We start from the raw sequence: 23835 nt of genomic DNA, 5'->3' as shown, positions 1-23835 counted from the left end.
CCGCATAGATCACACGGATCAACCGCCTGGTGCGAAGGTCACGTCCATCGTGGATACCCGCGTCAAGCCGTCGGCGAGGCTGCTGATGTTCGCGCTCGGCTGAGTGGGTCATGCGATGTTGGGTCGTCCTCGTCGAAGTCCCGCTCAAGGTGGGCGCTTCCCGTGGGGTACCGGACGACGAGCGTGACCAAGGGTCGTCAGAGCAACACGCAGGTGGTCGGTCATCGGGACTGCAGGAGGTCAAGGTGGAACGCCGCGCGGACGCCATGATCATTGAGGTGAAGCGTCACTGTGAGAGGGAACGTGAGGGCCTTCAGAGGTGTGCCGCCTTCGGGGCGCTGGACGACATGCTCCCCGCCACGTCCGAACGGTGGCTACTGCGCTAATGCGGCGGACGGCGAGAGGAACGGAGGGAATCGTCACCAAGAACCTTCGCGTCTTGCCTCGGCGCGGACGGCGAGGGACTGGCAGTCGAACGAACGACGTGACCAGGGAGGGGCCGAGCAGGACAGCGAACAGGATCAGCGAGATGTAAAAGTCAAGGGTACCCCGTCGGGAGTACGGCCGGTACACTGCCGGGATGACAGGCCTTTCCGGGTTGGACTACACGGACCGCAGCTACGAAGAGGTTGGCGAGGCGGCTGTGATTCATGTGAGGCTCCGACCTGGGGCGGCGGCCCCTGAGGTTGGAACGATCACCCAAGTGGACGGAAATCAGGTTCGTGTCGCACGTACATACGCGGATCTGGAGGACGGCAGCACGACGGTCGTGGTGGTCCACAGGGTCTGAAGGTTACGAGCTTAACAGCCCGACGGCTCTGAGCCATGACGAGCTTCTGGCCCTGCATCGGCGCTACCCCACCTTGTCCCCACGGCGCTTCGCGCGGCACGCGGGCGTGCCGTACCACCAGTTGCGCGATGCCCGACAGACGGCACCGCAGCGTTTGGCACGTCGGCGACAGCACGACCGGCTGTGCGACACGGTGCGGCAAGTCGTCCTCGCCCAGCCCACCACTGGGTACCGGTTGCTGTACCAGGAACGCAAAGCGCGCGGAGAGCGCATCGGGCTGCACAAGGTGCGCATCGCGCTGCGCGATCTGGAACCCAACCCGGCTCCAACCACGCAAGACCCGGAAGGCTGGCGTGAATGTCCCCACGGTAACCGAGTGGTCTGAGGTCGTCGGGTACAGATGGACGCGACACGACTGTCCCTGCCGGACTCTGTGTGCTGGGTGTACTCGATGGTGGACGTCGACTCCCGAGCTGTCTTGGCGAGCAGGGCGGCGTGGAGTTCATCGGGACAACTGGCGAAACTCACGCTGAATGAGGGCGTGCAGGCGGTGCGCCGAGTCGGGGTTGCAGACGAGGTGCTGGTGCAGAGCGACGCGGGCAGCGACTTCACCAGTGAGGTATTCCAGACGGCGTGCGCGCAGCGCGGCGTGTCAATGCGGTGCAAGGTGAGCCAGGCGGGAGGAAAGGGGATCATCGAGCGGCTCAACCGAACGTTCAAGCATGACTTCGCGTTCCGGTTTGATTGCAGTCGCTGGAGGAGGTACGGGGGGACTCCGCGGATTTGAGGGGTGGTACAACCGGGAGCGGCGGCATTCCGCGGTGTGGTACGTGACACCGTGGGAGCGATTGGTTCGTCAGGCGAGGGCTTGTATCGCCGTCCGAAGGAGAACTTGTAGCATTATCCGGCCACCCCTATGCTGATCACCGAAGCGTCCTCAATGGCATCTTCTGGCGCATCAAAGTTGGTTCGCCTTGGCGCGATATCCCCGGGCGGTACGGCCCCTGGCGTACCTGTCGTGACCGATGCGCCCGCTGGGAACGTGATAGCACCTGGCTTCGCCTCCTCCAGACCCTGCAAACGCTCCCTGATCACAAAGGGAAAATCGACTGGCATGGTGCTGCGCTCGACAGCACTCATAAGCGTGTTCACCGCCGCGCGACGGATGCCAGCACACAAGCGGCCCGTAACAATGCTCGTCCCAAGCTGGAAGGCGAGTGATTAGGTCACACTCGAGGTGGCAGCACCACCAAACTGCATCTCTGAGCTGACGGGCATGCTCGACCACTTGCGGTGATGCTGAGCGAGGGGCAGTTTGCTGACGGTACGTACCTGCTTTCCGTCCTCGACGTGATTCGCGTTCCTCGCGTCGGCGTTGGATGGCTTCGGAAGCACGCCCTGATTCTGCGCGTGGATCGCGCGTACGGTGCGCGGAAGTACCGAACGCAACTCAAGCGGCGTGGGAGGCGTTGCGTGTGCCCGGAGCGAGAGGACGCACGACAGCGCCGCTTGGCGCTTGGTTCAATGGGTGGTCGTGCTCCCGTATGCGACCGCGAGCTGTACGCTGGACGCAGCGTCATAGAGCGGCTTGCCGGGCGCCTCAAAAATTTCCACGCGATCGCGACACGGTACGAGAAGCGCGGGCGTCACTTCTACGCCGTCGTGCTGGTCGCCTATGTGCTGCTCTGGCTCCCAAGACGCCGTGATAAGGCGAGGGCATCTTCACGTTCAGCCTGTGCTTGCCCATCCTCGTAGTGCACGTGCGCCAGATAGGCGCTGTCGAAGCTCGCCACCTGGTCGGGGCTTCCATGATGGGGCTTACTGGGACGGAAGCGATGGTTGCGCATAGCCCAGTCGTAGACACCTTCGTCGAGGGGGTAGGCGGTCAGCAGACCGGACAGTTGGTGCTGCTCGATCCACGCCTCAGCCGTACGGAAGGAGCTGAACACACCAGACGTCCTGCCTCGGCTGAACACCCATACGTAGCGCTCAAGGTGCTGCATCTTAGACACAGTAGAAAGTCGTTCGGCCGCACAAAGGCGAAATCATGTATTGATAGGTGATCTAAAGGTCAGAAAATAAGTGTGGCGGGATCGATACTCACGTACCGACGAGACGCTTCACTTAGTTGCTTGCTTGTCTTCTTGTGATCTTGCGAAGTTGATATCAGGCGTGAGGTGAGGCAATGTCAGACCGTGACCGCACCACCTCAGCTCAACGAAGACCTCCCCCTCCTCCAGCTCGCCCTCACGCAGCGCGACATTCCCTGGCATCCTCGCGACCCCTGGCCGCACGGCAAACACCAAGCTACTCACGCCGCCAGCGTCTCCCTCGTCACAGCTTTCATCACCCACGTCCCCCCGGACACCGACTGGAAACTCACCCTCCAGACCCTCGTCGGCGCGTACCTCGCGTGGCCCGATCTGCAAACGCGCGCGCTCGCCCTGCTCGCCGCGCGCTTCAGTACCAGCGCGACGAACGACCCAGGAACCGACGCCCTCAAGAGCTTCCTGCGCGACACGGGACAGCCCTGGCGGCGCCGCACCCAGCCCGCACAGGTGCGGCAGCTGCTGCACCCTATCAGCGCCGCGCTCAGCCGCGCCCTCAAAGCCAGCTGCGAAGCGCGCTTCCCGCAGGCCCTCAAGGACCTCTACGTCACCCTCGTCGCGCTCTACTGCCTCGACCCGGACCTGCGCGGCCGCGTCGACGCAGCCGTCAAGGCCCGCACCACCCAGTGAGCTCCACCCGACTCTCCGACCACCTCGAGCAGCTCACCGGGCTCTACGAGGACCTGCTCCGCGCGAGGCTCGACGACACCAGAGCGCCCGGCGAAAGAAGCAACGAACGCGAGACGCTCCTCGCGCACTTCCCGCCGCTGTTCAGCCGCGCCACTCAGCTCTGGGCCGACGAGCGCGGCAGCGACTGGTGGCCGGGCGACGCCGCGCTGCTGCTGCGCCACGGTAAACGCGCTCTGCCCTTCCTCCGCGTCGCCTACGGCCACTGGCCCCCCGATCATCCCGACGCGCCCACTCCTGACGCCTACCGCCGTTTTCTCCACGACCGTCGGCAGCCACCCCCTTGGCCGGGCGAGGTGAACTAATGCCCGACGATCCACGCGCGCTCACTATCCGCAAGGTCATCAACGTTACCCCCGCCGACGAGACCACCCTCGCCGAACTCCAGCGGCTCCTCGACGACACCCTCGCCGACTCCAGGGACGCAGAGGCGCACCACCCCGCCTCCGAGGCGGAGGTCATCCGCGCAAGCCTCGACGTGCTGCACACGCTGCTCGTCAAACGCGAACAGCGCCCGCTGCTGCGCGCGGTGGTCCTGCGAATGCTGCTACGCGTTGTGCTCACACGCCGTCAGCAGTCCAAGACGCTGCTGATCGAAAAGCAGCGCGACGCCCGCAACCGCAACGCCCGCAAGACCGACGAGCGCTTCAGACGGTCACGCCGCGACTCCGACGGCTGAACGCTGACGGTCCCCCTGCCCTTCCCGCCGGAAGGGCTTTTCTATTTGCCGCCAATCATGAAAATCACATCGAATATCTTCATTACTTCCGCGCTTTTTCATCAACTTGCTATTCCTTCATACATCGAGCAATGTCATCACTTGATGAACAACGATCCTCACTTCAAGGACGACCGGACACAACTTGGCGCCGCCGCCCTCACCGCGACCCTCGCCCGTCTCTACGAGCTGCTCCTCGCCCTTCCCCTGCCCGACACCGTTCGCGAGGGAGAACGCGGCAGCGACCGCGACGCGGTCCTCTTCTTGTTCGTCCCGCTCTTCCACCACGCCACCAGACTCTGGGCCGCCCCGGAATCAAGCGCGTGGCACGCCGGGGACGTCACGCTGCTCCTCCACCACGGCCGCGCCGCGCTGCCCTTCCTCCACGTTGAGTACGGCACTTGGCTCTCCACCCACCCCCAGGCGCCCACCGAGGAAGCGCGCGCCCGCTTCCTGCAGGGCCGCCTCGAGGCGCCCTTCCCCGAGGACGACCAGTGACGCCTCCCCACGATGCGTCCGACGACTCCGTCGCCGACCTCACCCGTCAGCTGCGGCTGCGGCTCCTGCCACACGACACCCACCGCCTCAATCCCGCGCAGGTCCGGCGCGTCTGCGTTCAGGCTGTCCATCACCTGCTGCTCACCCCGCACGCCCACACCCGCGCGGAGCTCGTCACGCTGCTGCGCGCCCTGCTCGCCGCCGACCGCGCCCGCACCCACGACTGAACGGAGACCCTTATGACCCACCCCGCCCCCCTGACCCTCAACGCGCCCTCCGCGCCGCTGCTCCTGCGCGACTGGCTTCCCCGCTGGCTCGACATCAAGCAAGCGACCCTCAGCCCCAAAACCCACGCGAACTACACCCACCTCGCGCACAAACACCTCCTGCCCCTGCTCGGCGACCACGACCTCCACACCCTCACCCCCACCGACCTCACCCGCACCTACCGCCGCCTCAGCCGCGCCGGGTACTCCAACTCTCTCCTCCACCAGATCCGCGTCATCCTCCGCGGCGCCCTTCAGGACGCGCACGAAACGGGCCTCACCGCGCACAATCCCGCCCGCAGCGCTCGCGCTCCCCGCCGCTCACAACCCCGCCGCGCCCGCGCCCTCACCCCCGACGAGCTGCGCGTCTTCCTCACCACCGCCGCAGGTGAGCGGCTCGAGCCGCTCCTGCACCTCGCGGTCCTCACCGGCCTCAGACGCGGCGAACTCTGCGCGCTCCGCCGCGCCCACCTCGACCTTGACGCGGGCATCCTGCGTGTCCGCGAGAACCTCACCCTCGCCGGTCGTCAGCCCACCCTCGGGTCCCCCAAGACGGCCGCCGGCACCCGCGATGTGCACCTCGCTCACGACACCATCACCCTGCTACGCGCCCACCTCCAGCGTCAGCACGCCGAGCACCCGCAGCTGCGCGAGGACGGCCCCGTCTTCACCAACCAGTGGGGCCGCCGCCTTCACCCCGACTCCCTCACCAAACTCGCCACCCGCCTCGCACGCGCGGCTGGTCTCGGCCCGCTGCGCTTTCACGACCTGCGTCACACCCACGCGAGCCTGATGCTCGCCCGCGGCGTGCCCGTCGAGGTGGTCAGCGAGAAGCTCGGGCACAGCCGCCCCAGCGTCACCCTCGACCTGTACCGCCACGTCTACCGCGAGGAACACGAACGTCACACTCCCACCCTCGCCGACCTCCTCACCGCGCGGCTCCCCGCTCCCCAAGCCCAGGCGTCAGACCACAATCCGCCCGGAATGGACGAAACCCGAGTTGCCTGAGCGGCAGCTTGAGCAGCGGGTGGAGCGGCCGCTCCACCCGCACCGACTTGATTGCTCGACCAGGCACACCTTTCCAAGTTGACGGAACTGCCAGGATGTTTATGAGGAAGTTGACGGGAACCGCACCGCCCGGACAGCACGGTGACGTTCCACGCGTCTGACCACGCGACTGTCGGCTCCTATCCACGAACAAGGGGAGTCAAGAACTCCACCGAACCGGACCGCGAGGCTCGGCCGCCCTCTCATTGCAAAAAGAGGCCCGCATGATCACTGAAGATCCAACTCTCAGGCCAACAGAAGAAGACCAAGACATCTGTCCAAGGGTTCACCCTGAGACTAATTTACTACTTCAGTTGCCCGTTCAATTTGAATACCGTGGCGAAAACTTATATTACACGCCAGTCAACAGGCCAACTATACTCGCTTATGAAGGTCCCATCCGCGTTCATGCGGTGACGAGAGATGTTGCAACCGACGAGCAGTTCTTTGAAGTGCTCTTCGGGGTGCGTGGTCGCGCGCATACCATTACTGTTCCACGACGTGAACTCGCCTACCCCGGTGGACTCATCCGGCACCTTACGGGCAGGGGCGCCAACATCAGCGTCTGCAACGCGACCGCGCTTGTTAAGTTCCTCTTCGAGTACGAAGCGCGCAACACCTCCTCGCTGCCCGAACGGCTCGTCAGCACCCGGCTGGGTCTGCTGCGTTCCGGGCATCTCGTCACATCCACCTCCAGCTCCGAAGGCAACGTGCCCTACGTCGGTCCCGGCGCCGATCAGCACGTTCCCACTCCGGATGAGCACGCCTACCAGTGCGCGCTACGCAACCTGCTGGACTGGGAAGGCAACCACGCGCTGCTGTGGCTGATCGGGCAAGCGCTCGCCGCGCCCTTCCTGCGTCGCCTCCGCGTCCGCCGCTTTCCCGTCACGTACCTCGCTGGGGACTCCAACCTCGGCAAGACCACCGCCGCGAACTTCGCCACCGGCATCTGGGGTACGCCCGGCCTGGCGCCCTTCTCGATGCAGGCGACGGGCAGCACCGACAAAGGCTACCTGCAGACCCTCGAGACGCTCGGCGGGCTGCCCGTCCTGATCGACGAAGCGCACACCGCTGGACGTTCGGGTGTACTGGACCGCGTCACGTACAACTTCGCCAACGGGCAGTCCTACACCCGCGGTACCCCTTTCACAGGCGCGCAGGGCAACACCCCACTCGGCGGAGCGATGCTGCTCGTCGGTGAAGCGCCCCCAAGCCTGCTGTACGCAGGCAGCCACAACCGCATGCTGATCCTCGACGGCAACGACCAGCTCCCGCTCGGCACGGGCGCCGGACGCGCCAGCGCCCTTGGCGCTGAGCGCGCGAGACTGCTTGAGGACGCGTGGGAACGTGGCGCCGGGCATCTCGGCGTGCAGGTCGCGCGCTGCGTCCTCGCCGACTGGTCAGCATTTGAGACGCGTGTGGATCAACTGCGCCGCACAGAGGCCCTGCGGGCGCTGCAGGACTGGGCGCACACGGTCGCGGCGGCGCAGACCGTGCTGGAAGTGCTCTGCACACAGGTCCTAAGGTGCGAGGTGCCCGACCAGGTTACTCACCTTCCCGGCGTCCTGGCAGAGCTCATGACCGAGCAGCGCCGTTCGAGCGCTCCTACCGCGGAGGTGTTCGAGACGCTGCGGATGCTGGTCCTGCAGGCGCGTCGCGAGACGAAGCCATGGGGAGACAGCCTCCACACGGGTGGAGCGCTGATCGGCTGGCGGCAAGGCGGCACGTGGTACATCATCACCAGCGCCATGAAAGGTCAACTCCCGAAGCAGGCGGTGCAGTTGCACGGGCGGCGCTGGGCGGCCGCGGGCTGGATCCAGCCGGGTGAGACGACCAGCACCCAGGCGCTGTACTGCCCAGCGCTCATGCGCAGTGTCCGTGTGCTCGTGATTCCCGACGAGGCGCTCGAACACGAACCTCAGCTGTGAGCTGTGAGGTGTGAGCAGATAGACGAGGCCAGGGTGGACGCCCTGGCCCCGCTTTTGTACACGTCCAGCCAGCGCGTAGACGCTCCATCTGGTGAAGCGTAACGCACACTGCCGTTCTTTGCGGACCTGGTCGATGACGCACTCCACGTGCCCGCCCGTCCTTGCGCGTGAGCCGCAACCCCAGCGCCATGTCGAACTTCAGGACGTCCGCGTTCCCAAGCGTAAAACTCGGCTCAACGTCTTCCCGGTCGAACTCAAGCGGGTCGGGCGGCGCCTCCAATCTGAGTCTCCTCGCAGAGGCTGGCGTGAGGGCCCGTGCGAGCGCCTGGACGACTTCGAGGTGCTGCGCGGCGTACCTCTCGACGAGGTCGAGCAGGCGGCTCAGCTGGTCAAACGGCGGGGCTTTCGACATGACTACGCAGCTCGTCTATCAGCGCAATCACGCTGTTCGATGAGGCTGCTTTTTGCTGGAGTACCTGACTGCGGACTGTCAATACGCTGCCAGCTTCAGCGGGAATTCCTCAAGGCATAAAAAGCTCCTACGACTTGGCCGCAATTCCCAGTCGAGCCAATGACGTCGCTGACCATTTTGTCCTTTCAGGTCAGCAACTGAAGCATAAGCGACGAGGAGCCACGCCAATCACCCCTCCATCCGCCTCAACGGCTCCTCTACTCCGCTGAAGTGGTCACGGCCTTGGCGAGTTGCCGCCAGACTTCCTCCTCAGTGGAGGCATACACCGTCAGACGCGAACCTGCCAGCCAGACCCGGCCCTCGTAGGTTCCCGCTCGTCTGCGGACCGTACCTCTCCTAAGCCGCTGCATTAGCGTGATCGTCACGTCCGGATCAAGCGACGAGAGGTCCTGCTGCGGGGCTGGCATACCCTCCCCCGACAGGCGCTGAACGGCAGGGTCTGCCCTACCCCGACGCGGTGGAACCGTCCCTTGTCCACGAGTACGAAGCTGACGTAAGTCTCGGAAGACCTCCAGCAGCAGATCACGGCCCTCAACGTCGTCCGTGGTGAGGTCGAGCAGCTTTGCGGCCGCTCTGCACACGAGGCGCGCGTTGGACACACTGAGATTCGACCGCAGGTTGGACTTCACAACCTCCGGAAAAGCCCCGTTATCGTCCGTGTTCAAACGGCGCCCCGTGACCTGGCAGGTAAAGTTCGCCTTTTCCGCAAGGACCCGCAATTGGTCAAGGGTGAGGAGCACCTTATGAGGATGGTGCCCAGCGCGTTGAAGAGCACGTTGAAGGGTGTCGTTAAGGGCGCGCTCGTCAAGCATGCGTCCAATGTAGAAGACAGCGCTCAAAAGGGCCACATAGGTTGCGCCGACCTTCGAATGAGTAGACGTGACGCGCGGTGTACTGAAACTCTCCCATGGTCATGTTGAAATTGGTTGGGTTTGGTGGACAACGGGAATAGCCTCGACAATCAGGACGAGGTCACCATGGCAGCACGCCGAACCTACACCCTTGAGTTCAAACACGACGCCATCCGGCTTGCGCAGCAACCCGATGTCACCCTGGCCAGCGTCGCCCGCGACCTCGGCCTCAGTGAATCCTTGCTGCGTAAGTGGGTCGCGGATCACCGCAACCGAGACGGACTGGCCTTCCCTGGGTCGGGCAAAGAACGCTTGAAATCAAGCGTCTCCGTCGCGAGAACGAGATACTGCGCCAGGAACGAGACATCCTGAAAAAAGCGGCCGCGTTCTTTGCCAAGGAGGCCCGGTGAAGTTCGCGTTCATTCACGCGCAGCGTGGGACACACCCCATCGGGTTGCTGTGCCGCGTACTCAGCGTGTCCAGGGCCGGATATTACGCCTGGCGGGACCGACCCGTCAGCCGCCGTAGGCAGCAGGATCAACAGTTGACGCAGCACATCCAGGACGTGCACGAGCGCAGCAAGGGACGGTACGGCGCACCGCGCGTGCACGCCGAACTTCAAGCGCGGGGCGTGCGGTGCGGTCGGCAGCGCGTGGCGCGTTTGATGCGTACAGCGGGCTTGCAGGGCAAAGGGAAACGGAAGTACCGCGTCACGACGATGTCCGATCCCATGTACCCGCTGGCTGCCAACCTGCTGGAACGGCGGTTCGGCGTGAACGAGCCGAACACGGTATGGGTCGGTGACCTGACGTATCTGCCGACCCGAGAGGGCTGGCTGTACTTGTCGGTGCTGATCGACCTGTACTCGCGGCGGGTGGTGGGCTGGGCGATGAGTGAGCGGATCACCACTGCGTTGCCGCTCGCTGCGCTGGAGATGGCATACAAGGGCCGCCGACCCGCGCCAGGATTGGTGCATCACACGGACCGGGGGAGTCAATACGCGAGCTGGTCGTATCAGCGGGCGTTGCGGCGAATGGGTGCAGTGCCGAGCATGAGTCGGAAGGGGGATTGCTGGGACAACGCGGTGGTGGAGTCGTTTTTCGCGTCGCTGAAACGGGAGTTGCTGGACGGTCGGTTGTTCGAGTCGAGGGCGCGGGCGCGTCTGGAGGTCTTCGAGTCCACCCTCGGTGTTCTTCAACCGACAACGGCGACATTCAGCATGAGGCTTCTTGGCTCCGGTACTGTTCGAGGAGCAACGTCGGGTCGTCTAGACTCGCTGTCCACAAAACTCAGGCAAGGCCAAAGCGCAGCAGTTCGACCTGTGAATACACGGGGTGGTCCTAAGGGCACGGGTTCACGTTGAGGTTGGAGTTCTTGAAAGAAAGGACCTGGATAGGTCCGCACCGAAGTATATTTAGAAATTTTTCATAGAAAGTACCCCTATCAGGGGGTACTCCCCAATTCGCTCGGCCCCCTATGATGAGGTGAGCGTTAGATACTTCACATCGTTCTACTCGTCACCCTCCCCAAGGAGACGCATGAACATAACCTGTCGGTCCGGCTTCGTCCTCATTGCTGTCCTCGGCATCATCATTGTGATGGGTCTTGCCATCGCCACCCTCTCATTCACATCCATAGGGTCCTACCGCAACAGCACCAACGATAACCAACGCCTCGAGGCCTTTTACGCCGCGAGCACCGGGCTCGAACAGGCCATCGCCTACGCGCAGGCCAAGACGAGCGCCGTCACTGGGACCACCGACAACAACGCCGCCACCAGCCTCGTCACTGTTCTCACGAGCATGAAGAATGCTGCCGGCACCACCACCTTCGACACTGGCACCGGCACCTTCACCGTCACCGCCACTGCCGCGGGCAACCTCGTCACCGTCAAAAGCACCGGCAAGGACCGCACCGCCCTCAGCGTCCGTGTCGTCCAGACCAACCTCCTCGTCAAAGCCACCGCTGGATCCGGCAAGGTCGGTCTCTTCACCCCCGCCGCGATCACCACCACCGGCAACAGCACCGACAACGGCAACGCTCCCGTTGATGGAGTCGCCGCGACAATCGACCTGAGCAAGAGCTTCACCTTCACCTGCACGCCCGTCGCCAGCAACAACCGCACCTGCAGCGGCAGCGGCAGCCCCAAAAAGTACGACGTCACCTACAAGTCGGGTGGAACACAGCCCAAACTCGGCGACATCGTCAGCATGCCGCAGCCCTCCGGCCTCAGCTACACACTGTCCGCCAACGAGCTCACCCGCTACATGGTCACTGCGTCCGACAGCGCTACCGGCAAGATGACCCTCACCGCCATCAATGAGCAGGTGCCCACCAAGATCGCCCAGACCACCACCACCAACGGCAACAGCGGCGGCAACGGCAACGGTGGCGGCAACGGCAACGGTGGCGGCAACAGTGGCGGTGGTGGCAGTAGCGGTGGGGGCACCACCACGACCACCTACGTCACCACCGGTTACCAGAGCACCCCCCTGAGCATGCCCGCCTACCCCAGCACGAGCGACGGCACGCTCGTCCCCAACACCAACATTCCCGCCGTGATGACGTACTACACGGGCGGCACCACCACCGGCGGCGCGAATACCAGCGGCTTCACCTGCCAGACCAACATGAGTGGCGGTTGCGCCACCTTCGATCAGCCGCCCGCCACGCTGTTCGACACAATCTTCGGTGTCGACAAGACCACCTTCTACAGCGGCCTGAGCAGCACCCAGAAGATCAGCGCGGACAGCTGCCCCACCACCTCCACCGTTCAATGGCTCGACACAGGTACCGCCGCGAGCGTCGACCTGAAAAACTGCACCACCCCCCGCGTCCTCATCATCGACGCCCGCAAATCCAACATCAGCGCCGACACGTTCTTCAACGTCAACAACCCCAGCAACGGCGCCTTCAAAGGGCTGATCTACGTCATGACCGACAACCGACCCATCAACATGCCCGGCGGACAAAGCTTCGCGGGCGCGGTCGTCGCTGAAACTGGCACCGCCAACACCAACCCGCAGCTCAAGGTGCGCGGCAACGGCGGCGGTGACAGCGTGGCCGTATGCTCCAGCAACGCCCTGAGTGCCCAGCACAACCCCAAAATCTGCTTTGATCCCGAGATGCTCGCGCAGCTGAGCAAGGACCTCGCCAACTACGTCACCATCCCCAGCAGCGTCACGATCGCCCGCACCAATCAGTGGAAGGAAGTGAGCAATTGAGATCCGCTGGCTTCACCTTTGTGGAACTGCTCGTCGTGATCGGCGTCACCACGATCCTGCTCGCCCTGGGCGTCATGTCCTTCCGGTCGACCTACAACAACATGCAGGCCCGAGACGCCGCGCAGAGCATCACCAGCAGCTTCCAGCTCGCGCAGGCGCTCACCCGCAAAAAGAACATGTCCGCTGTGGTCACGCTTGACCTGTCGGCCAACACCGTGAAGGTCAGCCAGGACAGTCGGACCGTCAGCGCCCTCAAGCTGCCCGTCACCACCGTTGGCCTGGAGTGCCGCACGTCCTGCCCCACCCCGTCCGGCTCGGCATATCCGTTCACGTTCACCGCGCCGTTCGGGTCGCTCGCCTGGGATGTCAAAGTGACCCTCACCCGACAGTCCCAGACTCGGTACGCGTACGTGCTGGGTCAGACGGTCATCGCGGAGGTCCGCTGATGCAGCGCCTCCATCAGGGATTCACACTTCTGGAAGTGCTCGTCGCGATGGGGGTGTTCGTCGCCAGCTTGCTGCTGATGAACCTCCTCATGACGAACCTGCAACTCAACACCAAGTCAAAAAACACCATCAGCGTCAACCAGGCCGGACAGGAGTACCTCGAGCGCATCACCAACGTCTGGCGCAACACTGACCGGTACGGCATCCTGGACGCCTCCACCACCAGCGCGAAATACACTGCGCCGCCACTCAGCGTGAGCGGGTACACCTGGGAAGTGACCGCCTGCGCTGCGGACACCACCAGCTTCACGACCTGCACCGCCGCCGCGGCCGTGCAGCCGAGCGGGCCGAGCGTGAACCTCAACACCGCCAAAGTCGTGCTGCTCACCGTGGAGTACAAGAAGACCTCAAGTTCGCCGGCCTCGGGGCAGACGTTCAAAGCGACGATGGGGGTGGCGCGTCCATGAAGAACGCTGTGGGCTTCACCTTGATCGAGCTGCTCATCGCGTTGGTCGTGGGCGGGCTGGTCCTGACGATCGCGGTAAACTTTTTCGCGACGTCGAGTACCCTCACGAGTTCCACGAGCTTCGGGAGCACCTCCTACCAGGCGTTAATGGGCACGGCGAACGTCATCGCGGACGACGTTCGCAAGGCCACGTACATCCTGCCGGCTGGGAAGACGGTGACGCTCGACACGAGCATCGCCCCGGCCGCGCCGTCTGCTGCGGGAACTAGCATGATCGCGATGATCGTTCCCGCAGCAGTCTACGGGACCTGCGTGACGGATCCCAGCACGCCGAACGAGTTCGTCGCGTATTATGTGGCCTCACGCCAGAGCTTCACAGGGTTCAGCGGTGAGTACCTTAAGGTGCCGTCGGATGACAGCAACGCCACACGGTACGTCATCGCCGAGTACCGGGCATGCTCGTCCCTTCCGGATGCGTCCGGGATTGCGAGCCTGTCAAATCCATGGGTGCGGTTGGTGATGGACTATGTCGAAGACGCGCGTTTTGAAGTGACGGGGACGTCGGTGAGCGATCCCACGGAAGCGACGATCAAGCTACGGGCGGGCCGCACCATTCGTGGAGTGACCACATACACACCGAGCCAAACGACATATGTGACGCTTGGTGCCTTTGCGCGGAACATCAGCGGTGGCACTAAGACAGGCGGCACAGCACAGTGAGGTCTGCGTAAAGCTCGTTTAGCACGTGCTGCTCTGATACGGTACTCATATTAGAGCAGCACGTGCTAATAAATTTTGAAGACTAATCAAAGATTTTTGAATTCTTGATGTCATACTGGCTTTTAGAGATGGGCAGGATAACAAATATAGGATTCGATTACGGTGTTCCGCTTCTTGCCTAATATTGTATGTAGTGATAAGCATCATATCTATTACTACAATAAGGATGATCCTTATCATATCGGCCTTGGATAAATCAATGATTACTATAAATCGCTATGAAACATAGAAATTAGAAGCCATCCAAAAAACCAAAAACGCGATGTTAGGCGTTCTACCGACCGCATACGTTTAGCCTGGGCTAAAACGCGGATGTGATGACCTGCGGTTCCTGCCAGGGTGTGTTTGTGCCACGTCTCAAGACCCTATCGCTCCGTACCCTGCTGACGTCCCGTGACCACCTACCGTTGCGACCGGACGACCGCGTCGAACACCTGCTGGAACGCTTCAGAGTCACCTTCCATGCTGGACGCGTCTCCAAAGGCTGGTGTCAGCTCCAGAGAGGCAACCTGGTGCTCTGGCTCCTCAATGGGACCTTACATAGTGTGGAGCTGACCCGATCCGCAGGGCACGAACCCTCCGATGTGGTGGACTGGTGTGGCTTCTCGATGCACGACGGCGATCCGCTTGCGTGGTGCCACGAACACGACATTGACCTCTCGCTTGATCGGGAAGAGAACGGCACCCAACTGTGGTCAACACCGTCGGGTGCCCGCATCGCTCTTCAGGACGGGCGATTGTGGAATATCACGCTGGTGCTTTGACCTTGAGAGGCCATTGACGAAGAAGGATCATGGCGACACCGAGTTGCACCATGCCGAGGAAGTTCTCAGCGTGCCACTCCCACCGCGTCACCAAACGCCGGAAGTTGTGCAGCCACGCGAACAACCGCTCGATTCGCCAGCGTCGCTCATAGCGGCGCAAAGGTCGGCCGTCCTGCGTCTTTGAGCGCTTCCTTCGGTTCGGCGCGATCATCTCGATCCCCAGCGCGGCGAGTTCGGTGTCCAGACCGTCGCTGTCGTAAGCGCGATCGCCGATGAGCCGTTTCGGGAGGTCAAAGCCGAGGGTGTGTTCGAGCGTGTCGTGGACGAGGGTGACTTCGTGTGGGCTGGCACTTGCCACATGCAACGCGATCGGGAGACGGTGGCCGTCCGCGATCGCCATGACCTTTATGTCCTGAAGGCGTTTTGAGCAACCATGTTGGTTGTCAAGGCAGGCAGGAGGGCGGGGGGAGGCTGTCGTGGCGTCATGCCACGACAGCCTCCCCCCGCCAAGGGGACGAAGTCCGAATCATGGCGTTCAGGACGATCAGCAATTTACGCATGCACGCGACGATCGCCACCATCTTCGGTTTCCCCCGCGCCACCAGCCGCTCGTAGAACACCCTCAACACTGGATTCCAACGAATGCCGCTCATGGCGGCCATGAATAACGCTCTCCTTACGGCGCTCCGCCCACCCCAGATGAACCGCCGGCCCTGGCGTTTCCCGCTGTCGTAGCTGTACGGCGCCAAACCTACCAAGGCGGTGATCTGCTTGCCAGTCAATTGACCCAGTTCTGGAAGGTCGGCCAGCAGGGTCACGGCGATGACCTGCCCGACGCCGGGCACGCTGATCAGCACGTCGCACCGTTGATGCCACAACGGATCAGCTTCCACCCGATCAAGGAGTTCTTGCTCCAGCGTCCTGCAGCGCTGCTTGAGGTACTCAAGGTGCGCCTGAATGTCTTGGCGGACCGCGGAGTCGCACGTCTCCCGCAGCCGGTTGCCTTCAGCGACCAGCATTTCCACCACTTGCCGGCGTCGGTTCACCACGTCACGTAAGGCGCGCAGGTGCGCGTCAGGCAGTCCGCGCACACATGGCCGGACGGCCTCGGCGTACTGGGCAAGCAACATCGCGTCGAGGGTGTCGTTTTTGGCGAGCTGCCCGGTCGCTTTGGCGAAGTCGCGCACTTGGCGGGGATTGGCCACAACGATCGGAAGGTGCAGCTCGGCCAGCGCGATCACCAAAGATTGCTCGTACCCGCCGGTCGCTTCGACGACCACCAGGTCCGGGCGGAGTTCAGCGAGACGCTGTGCCAGACGCAAAACGCCGTCCGGGTTGTTCGCTTCGGCGTCAATTTCGCCGGTAGGTCGGACGGCGAAATCCAGACGGTGCTTGCTGACGTCCACGCCGATAAACGTTTTTGAGTTCATCAGCACCTCCAGTGGGGCACTTCCAGCGCCGCCCTGTCTTGTGGATTCGAGGTGCTGCTCAGGCAACCATTCGGGCTCTGCTGGAGGGTTCAGCGCGGTGACCTGGGCTCAAAAGCGGTCTCAAAGGAACCTGACCGTTTGCGATCTGTCCGCGCTGCGCCCCACCTCGAACATACAAGACCGTTTCGGCTTTTAACGATTCGGCCCTTGGGGTGACAGCCTATATGTTTTCGCCAGAGCAACTGCTTGGGCTACCCCTAACTGTGCAAAAATTGGCGTATTGGCGCATACCGCAAATCCCTTGACTCCAAACGCACCAATGGCACGACTGGGACAGTTCAATTCAAACATATACGAACGAAACCGCGCGAGCACTTCGGCCTTTGAGCAGAAATATTCAAGACTTCCACCTGAAATGCCGGTCTCGCCAACCGTATCGGGCGCATTAAAACCATAAGCCTCTGGGAAGGCCAAGCAATGCGGTATGGTGGCGTCAAGGTCTAACGCGTGGGTCTGACGGTCGTATAAGTGAGATATTTCATGAGGAAGGACAGCGACCCAGACATCTTCACGCATCCTAATAATGTTGTGTAACTCATCGTACATAGCCAATGTGGTTGGTGTCGCGCGCTCAGCAATCAAAATATCAGGCCAAACGGCACCACTATATAGATAAACAACTCCACCCACTCCCTGGAAGGCGACGGGAAATCGCGCCTTAGTCGGTAGGTTGAGCGGCCTGTACGTTACCCATAGTGCCAGTGTGGCCACGGCAACGAGAAGACAGAGTAGGAGATGGGGGGGGCGTTGCACTAACGTCACCCTACTCGTCCCCAGAGGATCTTGCCACATCACCTGAGTTGCCCCTATTGCTGTGCAAAAATCGGAGCGAGGTGTCACACCGTGGGCGTGTACGGACAATTTATTGATTTCGGCGTGGCTCGGAAGGTGTACGTTGGAGCATGATCGGCTGGCAGCCCAAGCGATACACCCGAGCTCAACTCGAAGAACGCCGCCTCGCCGCCCTCGACTGGCTCCAAGCCGACACCCAAACCCACAAAGACATCGCCGAGCACTTCGGCGTCAGCATCAAGACCGTCTCCACCTGGGTCGAACGCCACAAGCAGCGCGGCACCCTCCAAGCCACGGTCGCTCCCGGCCCCACTCCACGCCTCACAGGCGAGCAGCGTGAGCACGTCCGCAGTCTGCTGCGACAAGGCGCGCTCGCGCACGGCTTCCCCGACGCCACCTGGACGGAGCCGCGCGTGCGAGACGTGATCGGGCAGCACTTTGGCGTGTGGTACCACCGCGACCACGTCCGCAAACTCCTCCGTTCCCTGGGGTTCAGTCCACAGCAACCGGACGGTCGCGCCGTGGAACGGAATCACTACCGCTGGCTCAATGGCTTTCGGCGGCTTCGTTTGCGTGCAGAACGCAGTGCATCAGCCTTCTTGGCGCTTCACTTGTTAGGGTGCGCGTTGATCTGCTATCGGACGCTGTGCCGTCTTGACGGGTAGACCGGACAGGTGCGCCAAGTGGACCGGTTTAAGCAGCACGAATTCGATCACGGCGAACAAACAGCAACGGTATGGTGCGAGCATGCGCCCAGCCCTCGTGATCCTGTTCGTGTTGCTCAATCTGGCGTTCGCGGGGGGCGCCGGCCCTCCTCTCAGTTCCTCCTCGGCCGCGTCTCCCCGCCCGGCCAAGGTGCCTGCCGTGCCCGGGGGAACCTCCCAATCCCAAATTTCACCCGGAATCGACCTTGTCAGCACAGGTGAGGTCGGACGGTACGTCGTCATCCTGGGCGAGTTCGGCAACACTCGAAGTGGCAGGCGGCAGCTTCGCATCATCGTGCGTTCAACTGTCAACAGGCACACCGTGTGGCACCGCGACCTTGATGGGAGGTTTCTTGGGGCCGCGACCGGACCGCGGCGTGGTTGGCAGGTCATCGGGAACGTCTTGTGGGTGGGACGGATCTCCAACGCGGTGGACTGGACGAACGACATCGTCGGCTTCCGACTGTTGGACGGCCGCCAGTTGTGGGCGACGACGGCGACCGGCCTTCCGCTGGCCGGCAGTCACAGCGAACTGCTGTTTCGTCAGCGAAGAGCGACCGGCCTAGAGCGTGATCCGTCCATCATCCGGCTGTTGATCGTCCGCGCGGACACAGGCGCGCTGCGGTCCTTGGAGTTCGTGATTCCACCGCGTGCCGGGTGTGGGCGGATTGACGACGAACTGCTGGTGGAGAAGTGGCTTGAACACGCGGATGCGCGGCAGTTCGTGGCGCAGCGGTCCGATCGTTGTGGCTTTTTCACTGTAAGTTACGACTGGCATGGCTTGTCCGATCAAGTACCGGTGGTCCGCTCCGTCAGGCCGTAGAGATTTAGCGCTTGATCGAGTCATATCGGGGCAACACCGAACCGTGCGGGTGTGTTGTACTCGACATCTCTGATCGGTCATGAAACAGGCTCTTAGACCGCCTAACAAAACCGGGCGTGCTGCCTGAACGTGATCAGGCAGCACGCCAGTTGCGTGAACGCCAAGAAGATGTCCGCCCGCACTTCATACCGCACCTTCAACCGACGGAACCGGCTGAACCATGACAAGGTCCGCTCCACGATCCACCGATGCCGCCCCAGACGCTCGCTCGACTCCACCCTGCGTCTCGCGATGCGCACCTTGATTCGCCGCTCGCCGTGCCCGCCGGCATCTTGGGATGTCATACGCCTTGTCCGCGTACAGCGTGTCGGGACGCTTCCTCGGGTGGCCCCGCTGACCGTTGCGGATCAGGGGAACGGCGTCCAGCAGAGGCTCGAACAGCATGCTGTCGTGTCGATTGGCCGGTGAGATCAACACCGCCAGCGGCGTTCCGTGTCCGTCGACGATCACATGCCGTTTGCTTCCTGGACGTCCTCGATCCGTCGGGTTCGGACCGGTTTGAGAGCCCCCCTTGCCGCGGGGACCGTCGTGCTGTCGAGACTGGCGCGGCTCCAGTCGAGTTGGTCAGCTTCGGCCAGGCGGTCGAGCAGCACGTGATGCAGCCGCGTGAAGACACCGCTTCATGCCAGTCCCGCAAGCGGCGCCAGCACGTCATGCCGCTGCCGTACCCGAGTTCGAGCGGCAGGTGTTCCCAGGGCGTGCCGGTCCTGAGCACAAAGAGGATGCCTTCGAGCGCGTCCCGGTCAGAGATGCGGGGCCTGCCGCCTTTGGGTTTGGGGGGTTCGGGTGGGAGCAGGGGGTGGATCAGCGCCCAGAGGTCGTCACTGACTTGAGGCTTGGGCATACCCAAGCCTCGCAGCCCTACCTGAGGTTTTGTTAGGCGGTCTAAGTCCCGTATAGAGCGAAAAGAACCGACCACCAGGACGGTGGTCGGTATGAATCCCGAGCTTGTTACTGGGCCTTGATGCTGTCCTGCGTAACGTCGTAGGTCTTGGTGCCCAGCGTGTTGGTCACGACGAACTTGAACGCCGTGGCGGTGTTGTCAGCCGCCGTGGTGGTGACAGTCACAGTGCCGGTGCAGTTGGACACAAGGTCCGCCTGCAGCTTGCTGAAGGCGTCGGCGTAGATCTGGTAGTCGCCGTTGTAGGCCGTCTGTGCCGCCTGAATCTGCTTACCGCAGTTGAGGCTGGCGGTGTCATAGGCGCGCTTACGTGCGCCGAGCAGGTTGGGGATGAGGACGGCGGCGAGGATGCCGATGATCGCGATCACGATCAGCAGCTCGATCAGGGTGAAGCCTTGCGTGCTGTTCTTCATAAGACTCCTATAACGTGGAATGGCGTATACGCATTCCACGTTGCGCCGATGCACTACCCCCCCAAGCCCATGAGGAAGATAAGGAGGAGATTGCGCTTACCACTACAATAGCCTCATATCTCCAATCTTGTCTTAATCAATTCTTGAGTTATCTAATAAAATACTCATATAGTTGGGGGTATATATACCCCGTCTCACCTCGGTTGTAATCCCATTATTGGTCAGCTGGCAGCGTCTCGTACCCTCGGGTATGGATGCTACCTCGCTTCTGGCGCGACTCCAGACCCTCCGCGCCCACATGCACCGCTGCTTTACCCGCCACCGAGACGCCCTGTTCGCGCTCACCGACGCAATCCTCACCGCTGGACTCGCGCCCAGCCTCGCCACCCTCAGCCTGCAACCCGTCCACCAACGCGGCCACGGCAGTCTCTATGGTGCACTCCAGCACGGACGGATGGATGTCGAGCGCCTCCGGACCCTGGTCGCCCGGACCGTCGAGCCACAAGCACCACGTGTCTTCGCCGTCGACACCACCACCTGGATCCGAAATGACGCCGAAACCAGCCCCGGGCGCGGCTATCACTATCACACCAGCCGTCACAGCGGCGGTCGTCCGTTCGTCGCCGGCTGGTCGTACTCCTGGGTCGCGGGCATCAGTGGTCAGCGCCGCAGCTGGACAACCTCACTAGACGTGCGGCGCGTCCACATGGACACCAACTTCCATGCGGTGGCCCTCGAACAGATGCAGCACGTCCTGCACGCACTTCCAGGCGGTGAGCCACCCCTGTTCGTGTTCGATGGTGGGTACGATCCGATGCGGCTCGCGATGAACACGGACCCGTCTAAAGCAGCAATCCTGGAACGCATCCGCCGCAACCGCAACTTCTACGCGGACGCCCAGAACACGTACAGTGCAATCGGCGGGCGACCCAAGCGGCACGGCACGAAGTTCTCGTGCCACGACCCGAGCACCTGGACCGCTCCAACCTACGAGTTGTGCGAACAGGACGCGCGGTACGGGCAGGTGAATGTTCGCGCTTGGAGCGGGCTGCACTCGAAGGTGACCGACCCGAACCGACGAGGCCCTGACCAACCCAGACCGATCTTGAAGGGGACGGTGCTGCCCGTGGAGGTGAGCCGACTGCCACGAGAAGTCCGCGCGCCTAAGGTGTTGTGGTTATGGTGGCGAGGCCCGGGCGAGCCAGATCTAGTCCTGTTGTGGCGAGCGTACGTGTAACGCTTTGACCTTGAGCACACGTACCGCTTCGTCAAGCAGACCCTGAACTGGGACACGCCGAGAGTGCGGCACCCGGAGCAGGCGGATCGCTGGTCATGGCTGGTGTTGCTGGCGTTCACGCAACTCCGCTTGTCAAGAGGCATCGTGGAGGATGCTCGGCTCCCTTGGCAACGACCACAGGAGGCTGGACGGATGACCCCCGCTCGGGTACGGCAGGGTTTTGTGCGGCTTCTGGTGCGCTTGGGGAGTCCGGCGTGCGTGCCGAAACCATGCGGTCGGTCGCCGGGTCGGCCAAATGGGGCGGTGTCGGGCAAGGCGCCGCGCTTTCCAGCCACCAAACGGTCCGCTTGACCTTGGACAGGACGGAGAAAAGCGACCACCGAGATGGCGGTCGCGGTTAAATCACGAGCTAAGATGAATGGCCCGCACCCTCCGTAAGGCTTTTGTAAGAGTTTCTTGAGTAGGTTATAAATACAGCGCAACTCCCCAAAGGAGAGCACTGTAAGCCCTACCCCCGCTGCGCCTGCATCTATTTTATTTCGGGGCAGCCCAAGGAGTCTTATGAAGAACAGCACGCAAGGCTTCACCCTGATCGAGCTGCTGATCGTGATCGCGATCATCGGCATCCTCGCCGCCGTCCTCATCCCCAACCTGCTCGGCGCACGTAAGCGCGCCTATGACACCGCCAGCCTCAACTGCGGTAAGCAGATTCAGGCGGCACAGACGGCCTACAACGGCGACTACCAGATCTACGCCGACGCCTTCAGCAAGCTGCAGGCGGACCTTGTGTCCAACTGCACCGGCACTGTGACTGTCACCACCACGGCGGCTGACAACACCGCCACGGCGTTCAAGTTCGTCGTGACCAACACGCTGGGCACCAAGACCTACAACGTTACGCAGGACAGCATCAAGGCCCAGTAACAAGCTCGGGATTCATACCGACCACCGTCCTGGTGGTCGGTTCTTTTCGCTCTATACGGAGGTCATGGGTCAGCTGGTTGACTGGCCGGGATAATCCCACTGGTGCTGGCAGGCATAGGGTCAAGGAAACCTGGAAGGAGGCCAGCATGACCCGGAGTAAAAAGCATCAACTCCGCCTGCTCAGCGACTTCGAACAGCGGAACACCCTCTGGTGTTCGACCACTGTAACTGCTAAACGGCGATCAGACCTCGGAGGTAACCTGCGAGGCTAGAGTGCTGCTCAGCGTGGCGAAGGGGTTGAGGTAGGTGCGCAAGCCGCGAGGCAACGCGTGTGGGACGGACATGCCTATCATCTTGTCCCAGAGCACCATTACTGACCCTCAGGTAGTTAACGCTGCGACCAGTACATTTCCGCGATGACTTGGCGCCCCAGCCACTTTACTCGCGCGCAGATGGAAGAACGCCGTCTGGAAGCAGCTCGGCTCTTCCAACAGCACCACCTCACGCACCCTGCCCTCGCACGCGAGCTCGGGGTGCACCTCACGACCATCCAACGTTCGCACCGCACCTTTCAGGCAGGTGGCCCTGATGCCCTGCGCGCTCGGACTGCTCCTGGCCGCACCCCCTACCTCACCGCCGATCAGAAGCGCGACCTGCTCACCCTGTTGACCCAGGGCGGGCCGCATCACGGCTACCCGACGGACGAGTGGACGCTGCCGCGTGTTCGTAATCTTCTCTGGCAGCACTTCAAGGTGCTCTACCCGGTTGGGTATTTCGGGACGCTGCTGCACACCCTGGGCTGGAGTCCTCAAAAGCCTGTCAAGCGTGCACGAGAACGCGACGATGGACTCGTTGAGCATTGGCACTCAGAGACACTCTCCGAGCTGAAAAAAAGGACCTCGCGGGTGACGCGACCCTGGTCCTTCTCGAGGAGACAGGCAGAACTTTGTCACTTCCCTTCGCGGTCATGAGGGGGCAGCCCGAATCCGCTACCAGCAATGCGGGCACCTTCCAAGCGGGCACCTTCCAAGCCGAACGGCCTCCAGCGTTCGGCTCGCTTCACGTCGCGCTGCCGGCAGCGTGAACACACACGCCGCCCCAGTGCGGGTCCGGACCCGCACCCATTGCAAGAACAGCATCGTCAACATCATCAGCACCACATGATGCGTCAACCCCCGCCACGACCGTCCTTCAAAATGGTCGAGGCCCAGCTCTTCCTTCGTTTGGCCGTGATTCACCTCACACGCCCACCGCGCCTTCGTATGCTGCACGATCACTGCTTTCGACGTACACTTCAGATGGTTCGCCACGTAGTATTTGATGTCCCACCGCGCCGTTTCTCTCCGATGACCCACACCTCCTCGCTGGGGAGACGCTCGCCCTTGGAGATCTTAGGGCCGTCGGCTAGGGTCTGTCTGACTGATCTCACGGTGAGGTCGTACGGTC

General features: G+C 62.5%; 27 protein-coding genes and 4 pseudogenes. 23 read left to right on the top strand and 8 right to left on the bottom strand.

The annotated features are described in order from the left end of the window. Window positions 1-580 precede the first annotated feature (580 nt). From DEIPI_RS29015 to DEIPI_RS42200, 5 genes and pseudogenes are all read left to right on the top strand, one after another. Window positions 581-790, top strand: a complete 210-nt coding sequence (locus DEIPI_RS29015; RefSeq protein ID WP_045233729.1) for a hypothetical protein — start codon at window positions 581-583, stop codon at window positions 788-790. Window positions 791-896: 106 nt separating this feature from the next. Next, window positions 897-1175 (top strand): hypothetical protein, encoded by a 279-nt coding sequence (locus DEIPI_RS37480; RefSeq protein WP_157463499.1) that lies wholly within the window; start codon window positions 897-899, stop codon window positions 1173-1175. Window positions 1176-1190: 15 nt separating this feature from the next. Then, the gene (locus tag DEIPI_RS42210; RefSeq protein WP_027481238.1) at window positions 1191-1577 is read left to right on the top strand and encodes a DDE-type integrase/transposase/recombinase; all 387 of its coding nucleotides are present in this window, start codon (window positions 1191-1193) and stop codon (window positions 1575-1577) included. A gap of 122 nt (window positions 1578-1699) precedes the next feature. Next, window positions 1700-2011, top strand: a pseudogene (locus DEIPI_RS42205) (transposase); the annotation flags it as partial. A gap of 75 nt (window positions 2012-2086) precedes the next feature. Then, a complete protein-coding gene (locus tag DEIPI_RS42200; RefSeq protein ID WP_084474009.1) occupies window positions 2087-2545 on the top strand; it encodes a transposase in 459 nt (152 codons plus the stop codon). Here DEIPI_RS42200 and DEIPI_RS29005 read toward each other — a convergent pair. Continuing rightward, window positions 2464-2793 carry a DUF7710 domain-containing protein gene (locus DEIPI_RS29005; protein ID WP_045233727.1) on the bottom strand — a complete coding sequence of 110 codons (330 nt, stop codon included), beginning with the start codon at window positions 2791-2793 and terminating at the stop codon, window positions 2464-2466. The two genes, DEIPI_RS42200 and DEIPI_RS29005, sit on opposite strands and share 82 nt — an antisense overlap. A gap of 192 nt (window positions 2794-2985) precedes the next feature. Here DEIPI_RS29005 and DEIPI_RS0106345 point away from each other — a divergent pair, with 192 nt between their 5' ends. The 7 genes from DEIPI_RS0106345 (at window position 2986) to DEIPI_RS0106315 (ending at window position 8042) form a co-directional block, all read left to right on the top strand. After that, on the top strand, window positions 2986-3528 hold the full coding sequence (locus tag DEIPI_RS0106345) for a hypothetical protein (RefSeq protein ID WP_027481237.1): 543 nt from the start codon (window positions 2986-2988) through the stop codon (window positions 3526-3528). Then, window positions 3525-3890, top strand: coding sequence for a hypothetical protein (locus tag DEIPI_RS0106340; RefSeq protein ID WP_027481236.1), 366 nt, complete (start codon window positions 3525-3527; stop codon window positions 3888-3890). The genes DEIPI_RS0106345 and DEIPI_RS0106340 overlap by 4 nt, the downstream gene beginning before the upstream one ends. Further along, window positions 3890-4264, top strand: coding sequence for a hypothetical protein (locus tag DEIPI_RS0106335; protein ID WP_027481235.1), 375 nt, complete (start codon window positions 3890-3892; stop codon window positions 4262-4264). The genes DEIPI_RS0106340 and DEIPI_RS0106335 overlap by 1 nt, the downstream gene beginning before the upstream one ends. A gap of 144 nt (window positions 4265-4408) precedes the next feature. Then, window positions 4409-4801 (top strand): hypothetical protein, encoded by a 393-nt coding sequence (locus DEIPI_RS0106330; RefSeq protein WP_027481234.1) that lies wholly within the window; start codon window positions 4409-4411, stop codon window positions 4799-4801. Then, window positions 4798-5028 (top strand): hypothetical protein, encoded by a 231-nt coding sequence (locus DEIPI_RS0106325; protein ID WP_027481233.1) that lies wholly within the window; start codon window positions 4798-4800, stop codon window positions 5026-5028. Before DEIPI_RS0106330 ends, DEIPI_RS0106325 begins: the two co-directional genes overlap by 4 nt. Window positions 5029-5040: 12 nt before the next feature. After that, window positions 5041-6075 (top strand): tyrosine-type recombinase/integrase, encoded by a 1035-nt coding sequence (locus tag DEIPI_RS29000; RefSeq protein ID WP_052351633.1) that lies wholly within the window; start codon window positions 5041-5043, stop codon window positions 6073-6075. 263 nt (window positions 6076-6338) lie between these two features. Next, the gene (locus tag DEIPI_RS0106315; protein WP_084474007.1) at window positions 6339-8042 is read left to right on the top strand and encodes a DUF927 domain-containing protein; all 1704 of its coding nucleotides are present in this window, start codon (window positions 6339-6341) and stop codon (window positions 8040-8042) included. A gap of 669 nt (window positions 8043-8711) precedes the next feature. Here DEIPI_RS0106315 and DEIPI_RS37475 read toward each other — a convergent pair. Beyond that, on the bottom strand, window positions 8712-9326 hold the full coding sequence (locus DEIPI_RS37475; RefSeq protein ID WP_157463497.1) for a hypothetical protein: 615 nt from the start codon (window positions 9324-9326) through the stop codon (window positions 8712-8714). 165 nt (window positions 9327-9491) lie between these two features. On the opposite strand from DEIPI_RS37475, the pseudogene DEIPI_RS28995 reads away from it, so the two are divergent. From DEIPI_RS28995 to DEIPI_RS37465, 6 genes and pseudogenes are all read left to right on the top strand, one after another. Beyond that, window positions 9492-10588 (top strand): annotated as a pseudogene (locus DEIPI_RS28995) (IS3 family transposase). 315 nt (window positions 10589-10903) lie between these two features. After that, complete coding sequence (locus tag DEIPI_RS0106305) at window positions 10904-12589, top strand: hypothetical protein (protein WP_027481231.1); 1686 nt, start codon at window positions 10904-10906, stop codon at window positions 12587-12589. Beyond that, the gene (locus tag DEIPI_RS0106300) at window positions 12586-13035 is read left to right on the top strand and encodes a prepilin-type N-terminal cleavage/methylation domain-containing protein (RefSeq protein ID WP_169737033.1); all 450 of its coding nucleotides are present in this window, start codon (window positions 12586-12588) and stop codon (window positions 13033-13035) included. Before DEIPI_RS0106305 ends, DEIPI_RS0106300 begins: the two co-directional genes overlap by 4 nt. Then, window positions 13035-13502 carry a prepilin-type N-terminal cleavage/methylation domain-containing protein gene (locus tag DEIPI_RS0106295; RefSeq protein WP_027481229.1) on the top strand — a complete coding sequence of 156 codons (468 nt, stop codon included), beginning with the start codon at window positions 13035-13037 and terminating at the stop codon, window positions 13500-13502. The genes DEIPI_RS0106300 and DEIPI_RS0106295 overlap by 1 nt, the downstream gene beginning before the upstream one ends. Next, window positions 13499-14221 carry a PilW family protein gene (locus DEIPI_RS0106290; RefSeq protein ID WP_084474005.1) on the top strand — a complete coding sequence of 241 codons (723 nt, stop codon included), beginning with the start codon at window positions 13499-13501 and terminating at the stop codon, window positions 14219-14221. The genes DEIPI_RS0106295 and DEIPI_RS0106290 overlap by 4 nt, the downstream gene beginning before the upstream one ends. Window positions 14222-14628: 407 nt before the next feature. Beyond that, window positions 14629-15045, top strand: a complete 417-nt coding sequence (locus DEIPI_RS37465) for a hypothetical protein (RefSeq protein ID WP_169737032.1) — start codon at window positions 14629-14631, stop codon at window positions 15043-15045. Here the strand turns inward: DEIPI_RS37465 and DEIPI_RS0106285 are convergent. The 3 genes from DEIPI_RS0106285 to DEIPI_RS37460 form a co-directional block, all read right to left on the bottom strand. Further along, the gene (locus DEIPI_RS0106285; protein WP_084474003.1) at window positions 15029-15541 is read right to left on the bottom strand and encodes an IS5 family transposase; all 513 of its coding nucleotides are present in this window, start codon (window positions 15539-15541) and stop codon (window positions 15029-15031) included. The two genes, DEIPI_RS37465 and DEIPI_RS0106285, sit on opposite strands and share 17 nt — an antisense overlap. After that, window positions 15528-16475, bottom strand: a complete 948-nt coding sequence (locus tag DEIPI_RS0106280; protein WP_045233726.1) for an IS110 family RNA-guided transposase — start codon at window positions 16473-16475, stop codon at window positions 15528-15530. Before DEIPI_RS0106280 ends, DEIPI_RS0106285 begins: the two co-directional genes overlap by 14 nt. A gap of 192 nt (window positions 16476-16667) precedes the next feature. After that, the gene (locus DEIPI_RS37460; RefSeq protein WP_157463492.1) at window positions 16668-17246 is read right to left on the bottom strand and encodes a hypothetical protein; all 579 of its coding nucleotides are present in this window, start codon (window positions 17244-17246) and stop codon (window positions 16668-16670) included. A gap of 191 nt (window positions 17247-17437) precedes the next feature. On the opposite strand from DEIPI_RS37460, the gene DEIPI_RS40895 reads away from it, so the two are divergent. Beyond that, the gene (locus tag DEIPI_RS40895) at window positions 17438-17992 is read left to right on the top strand and encodes a helix-turn-helix domain-containing protein (RefSeq protein ID WP_211238252.1); all 555 of its coding nucleotides are present in this window, start codon (window positions 17438-17440) and stop codon (window positions 17990-17992) included. Between the two features lie 82 nt (window positions 17993-18074). Further along, window positions 18075-18854 (top strand): hypothetical protein, encoded by a 780-nt coding sequence (locus DEIPI_RS0106270; protein WP_027481225.1) that lies wholly within the window; start codon window positions 18075-18077, stop codon window positions 18852-18854. A gap of 101 nt (window positions 18855-18955) precedes the next feature. Here the strand turns inward: DEIPI_RS0106270 and DEIPI_RS36455 are convergent. Both DEIPI_RS36455 and DEIPI_RS41825 read right to left on the bottom strand, forming a co-directional pair. Next, window positions 18956-19758 (bottom strand): annotated as a pseudogene (locus tag DEIPI_RS36455) (IS5 family transposase). A gap of 107 nt (window positions 19759-19865) precedes the next feature. After that, complete coding sequence (locus tag DEIPI_RS41825) at window positions 19866-20228, bottom strand: type IV pilin protein (RefSeq protein ID WP_045233724.1); 363 nt, start codon at window positions 20226-20228, stop codon at window positions 19866-19868. A gap of 250 nt (window positions 20229-20478) precedes the next feature. Here DEIPI_RS41825 and DEIPI_RS36445 point away from each other — a divergent pair, with 250 nt between their 5' ends. The 3 genes from DEIPI_RS36445 to DEIPI_RS36435 all read left to right on the top strand — a co-directional run bounded on the left by DEIPI_RS36445 (window position 20479) and on the right by DEIPI_RS36435 (window position 23360). Continuing rightward, the gene (locus DEIPI_RS36445; protein ID WP_245588521.1) at window positions 20479-21465 is read left to right on the top strand and encodes a transposase; all 987 of its coding nucleotides are present in this window, start codon (window positions 20479-20481) and stop codon (window positions 21463-21465) included. 561 nt (window positions 21466-22026) lie between these two features. After that, window positions 22027-22389, top strand: coding sequence for a type IV pilin protein (locus DEIPI_RS41820; RefSeq protein WP_027481223.1), 363 nt, complete (start codon window positions 22027-22029; stop codon window positions 22387-22389). Between the two features lie 416 nt (window positions 22390-22805). After that, entirely contained in the window at window positions 22806-23360 is a 555-nt protein-coding gene (locus tag DEIPI_RS36435; protein ID WP_084474001.1) for a winged helix-turn-helix domain-containing protein, read from the top strand. A gap of 24 nt (window positions 23361-23384) precedes the next feature. Here the strand turns inward: DEIPI_RS36435 and DEIPI_RS42195 are convergent. Further along, window positions 23385-23809: pseudogene (locus DEIPI_RS42195) on the bottom strand (IS701-like element ISDds6 family transposase); the annotation flags it as partial. Window positions 23810-23835: the final 26 nt, after the last annotated feature.

The sequence above is a fragment of the Deinococcus pimensis DSM 21231 genome (genome assembly GCF_000519345.1).
Taxonomy (GTDB): domain Bacteria; phylum Deinococcota; class Deinococci; order Deinococcales; family Deinococcaceae; genus Deinococcus_A; species Deinococcus_A pimensis.
This window is presented reverse-complemented; position numbering and strand designations above follow the sequence as displayed.